Origin of the sequence: Ruegeria sp. HKCCE3926, from assembly GCF_017872515.1 — a bacterium.
GTDB lineage: Bacteria > Pseudomonadota > Alphaproteobacteria > Rhodobacterales > Rhodobacteraceae > Ruegeria.
On the sequence record NZ_JAEDOU010000019.1, the window covers coordinates 2,501 to 6,175 of the forward strand.

The 3,675-nt window shown below is 53.3% G+C and carries 1 tRNA gene and 2 rRNA genes; all 3 read left to right on the forward strand.

The annotated features are described in order from the left end of the window. Positions 1–314 precede the first annotated feature (314 nt). The 3 genes from I9184_RS20800 to I9184_RS20810 all read left to right on the forward strand — a co-directional run bounded on the left by I9184_RS20800 (position 315) and on the right by I9184_RS20810 (position 3,675). Positions 315–3,180: ribosomal RNA gene (locus tag I9184_RS20800) — 23S ribosomal RNA — on the forward strand. Positions 3,181–3,368: 188 nt separating this feature from the next. After that, positions 3,369–3,483 (forward strand): 5S ribosomal RNA (gene rrf, locus I9184_RS20805). Positions 3,484–3,598: 115 nt separating this feature from the next. Next, positions 3,599–3,675: transfer RNA gene (locus tag I9184_RS20810), tRNA-Met, on the forward strand.

Sequence of the window (3,675 nt, forward strand, 5' to 3'; positions counted from 1 at the left end):
GTCTAGCCGGCCCTGTCTCGTGTATCGCGACTGAAAAGAACAGAGTTGTCCAAGTCAAATATACTAACCCGAGCGACCTGCGTTGATCAGCTGCACGGCTGGGAGACCATATGGGGTTGCTCAATTGTCCTCGTCCAAGTGGCGGGGGCGGGAAATGTATGTTTTTGGTTCAGAAGAATGACTGCCTTTAGTTACCAGCTGGGCGGTCTCGATCGATTTGATTACTAGCGCAGCTTTGGTTGTGTGCGGTCAAACGCACTCAAGTAGCCGAATAGGCGGTAGTGCCAATATCAAGTCTTTCTTTTTCTGGATCAAATCAAGCGCGAGAAGGGCGTTTGGTGAATGCCTTGGCAGCAAGAGGCGATGAAAGACGTGATACTCTGCGATAAGCCATGGGGAGCTGAGAATAAGCTTTGATCCATGGATCTCTGAATGGGGCAACCCACCTGAATGTTTGTTATTGTTAGCTGTGCTAATCAATAATGAGCATGAACAGGTACTTAAGACCTGAATACATAGGGTTTTAAGAGCAAACCCGGGGAACTGAAACATCTAAGTACCCGGAGGAAAGGAAATCAATTGATACTCCCCTAGTAGCGGCGAGCGAACGGGGACCAGCCGAGCCGGATAAGTGACTAGAACACGTTGGGAAGCGTGGCCATAGCGGGTGACAGCCCCGTATAGGAAGCTTTGACGGACGTATTAAGTAGGGCGGAACACGTGAAATTCTGTCTGAAGATCGGAGGACCACCTTCGAAGGCTAAGTACTCCTTGCTGACCGATAGCGAACCAGTACCGTGAGGGAAAGGTGAAAAGCACCCCGACGAGGGGAGTGAAACAGTACCTGAAACCGAACGCCTACAATCAGTCGGAGGCTCCTTGCGAGCTGACGGCGTACCTTTTGTATAATGGGTCATCGACTTGGTCTCACGAGCAAGCTTAAGCCGTTAGGTGTAGGCGTAGCGAAAGCGAGTCTTAATAGGGCGAATGAGTTCGTGGGATCAGACCCGAAACCGAGTGATCTAGGCATGGCCAGGTTGAAGGTAAGGTAACACTTACTGGAGGACCGAACCCACATCCGTTGAAAAGGATCGGGATGAGCTGTGCCTAGGGGTGAAAGGCCAATCAAACTCGGAGATAGCTGGTTCTCTGCGAAATCTATTTAGGTAGAGCGTCATCCGAATACCCCGGGGGGTAGAGCACTGGATGGGTAATGGGGCCCCACAGGCTTACTGATCCTAACCAAACTCCGAATACCCGGGAGTACTAGATGGCAGACACACTGCGGATGCTAACGTCCGTAGTGGAGAGGGAAACAACCCTGACCTACAGCTAAGGCCCCCAATTCATGGCTAAGTGGGAAAGCAGGTGGGACGACCAAAACAACCAGGAGGTTGGCTTAGAAGCAGCCATCCTTTAAAGATAGCGTAACAGCTCACTGGTCTAAACAAGTTGTCCTGCGGCGAAGATGTAACGGGGCTCAAGCCATGAGCCGAAGCTTAGGATGCCGTAAGGCATGGTAGCAGAGCGTAGTGTGACATAGAACTCATCCTGTATTGCCGCCGGTTATGTGGCGCGAGTAATCGCGCTCAAGTAGCCGAATAGGCGGTAGCGCAGGATAGAGTTCTTTCGATGAAGCCGGCCTGTGAGGGATCCGGTGGAGAGATCACTAGTGAGAATGATGACATGAGTAGCGACAAAGAGTGTGAGAGACACTCTCGCCGAAAGTCCAAGGGTTCCTGCTTAAAGCTAATCTGAGCAGGGTAAGCCGGCCCCTAAGCCGAGGCCGAAAGGCGTAGGCGATGGGAACTAGGTTAATATTCCTAGGCCAGGAGGATGTGACGGATCACAGGTGTAGTTCAATCTTATCGGATTGATTGGGCTGCTGAGTGGTTCCTGGAAATAGCCCTCCATCAGACCGTACCCTAAACCGACACAGGTGGACTGGTAGAGCATACCAAGGCGCTTGAGAGAACGATGTTGAAGGAACTCGGCAAAATACCTCCGTAAGTTCGCGAGAAGGAGGCCCGGTTCCTAGGCAACTAGGGGCTGGGGGCACAAACCAGGGGGTGGCGACTGTTTATTAAAAACACAGGGCTCTGCGAAGTCGCAAGACGACGTATAGGGTCTGACGCCTGCCCGGTGCCTGAAGGTTAAAAGGAGAGGTGAGAGCCTTGAATTGAAGCCCAGGTAAACGGCGGCCGTAACTATAACGGTCCTAAGGTAGCGAAATTCCTTGTCGGGTAAGTTCCGACCTGCACGAATGGCGTAACGACTTCCCCGCTGTCTCCAACATCGACTCAGCGAAATTGAATTGCCTGTCAAGATGCAGGCTTCCCGCGGTTAGACGGAAAGACCCCGTGCACCTTTACTACAGCTTCGCACTGGCATCAGGATTGTGATGTGCAGGATAGGTGGTAGGCTTTGAAGCAGGAACGCAAGTACCTGTGGAGCCTCCCTTGAGATACCACCCTTCGCACTCTTGATGTCTAACCGCGGTCCGTTATCCGGATCCGGGACCCTGCGTGGCGGGTAGTTTGACTGGGGCGGTCGCCTCCTAAAGCGTAACGGAGGCGCGCGAAGGTTGGCTCAGAGCGGTCGGAAATCGCTCGTTGAGTGCAATGGCAGAAGCCAGCCTGACTGCAAGACTGACAAGTCGAGCAGAGTCGAAAGACGGCCATAGTGATCCGGTGGTCCCGAGTGGAAGGGCCATCGCTCAACGGATAAAAGGTACGCCGGGGATAACAGGCTGATACTGCCCAAGAGTCCATATCGACGGCAGTGTTTGGCACCTCGATGTCGGCTCATCTCATCCTGGGGCTGGAGCAGGTCCCAAGGGTACGGCTGTTCGCCGTTTAAAGAGGTACGTGAGCTGGGTTTAGAACGTCGTGAGACAGTTCGGTCCCTATCTGCCGTGGGTGTAGGAGACTTGAGAGGAGTTGCCCCTAGTACGAGAGGACCGGGGTGAACGATCCACTGGTGGACCAGTTGTCGTGCCAACGGCAGTGCTGGGTAGCTATGATCGGACAGGATAACCGCTGAAGGCATCTAAGCGGGAAGCCCCCCTCAAAACAAGGTCTCCCTGAGGGCCGTGGAAGACCACCACGTCAATAGGCCGGAGATGTAAGCGCAGCAATGCGTTCAGTTGACCGGTACTAATCGCCCGATAGGCTTGATTTGATCCAGTAATGGAAAGACAAATCACCAAAAGCATACACTGACCTTGATTATGGACAGCGTCGCAGCGCCAAGCCGCGATGTTGGTTGATTATATAACCGAGTGGCACCGCGCATTCGCAAGCGAATACGCTGCCTGCCAACCGTCGCTTTCTTGCTCCGCAAAAAAGTCGACATGGGCTTTTCCTCGGTTTGGTGGTCATAGCGCAAGTGAAACACCCGGTCCCATCCCGAACCCGGAAGTTAAGCACTGCCGCGCCAATGGTACTTGGGCTTAAGCCCCGGGAGAGTAGGTCACCGCCAAACCTAGAAAAAGCCCATATCTCTCTAACACGATGACACAATACCCGGCCTCAAATAGCGCAAGCGATAGGCCAACCAAAGACCTCAACTAGCGTAAGCGCTAGGTCACAAAAACTGTCGCGGGATGGAGCAGCCCGGTAGCTCGTCAGGCTCATAACCTGAAGGTCGTAGGTTCAAATCCTACTCCCGCAACCA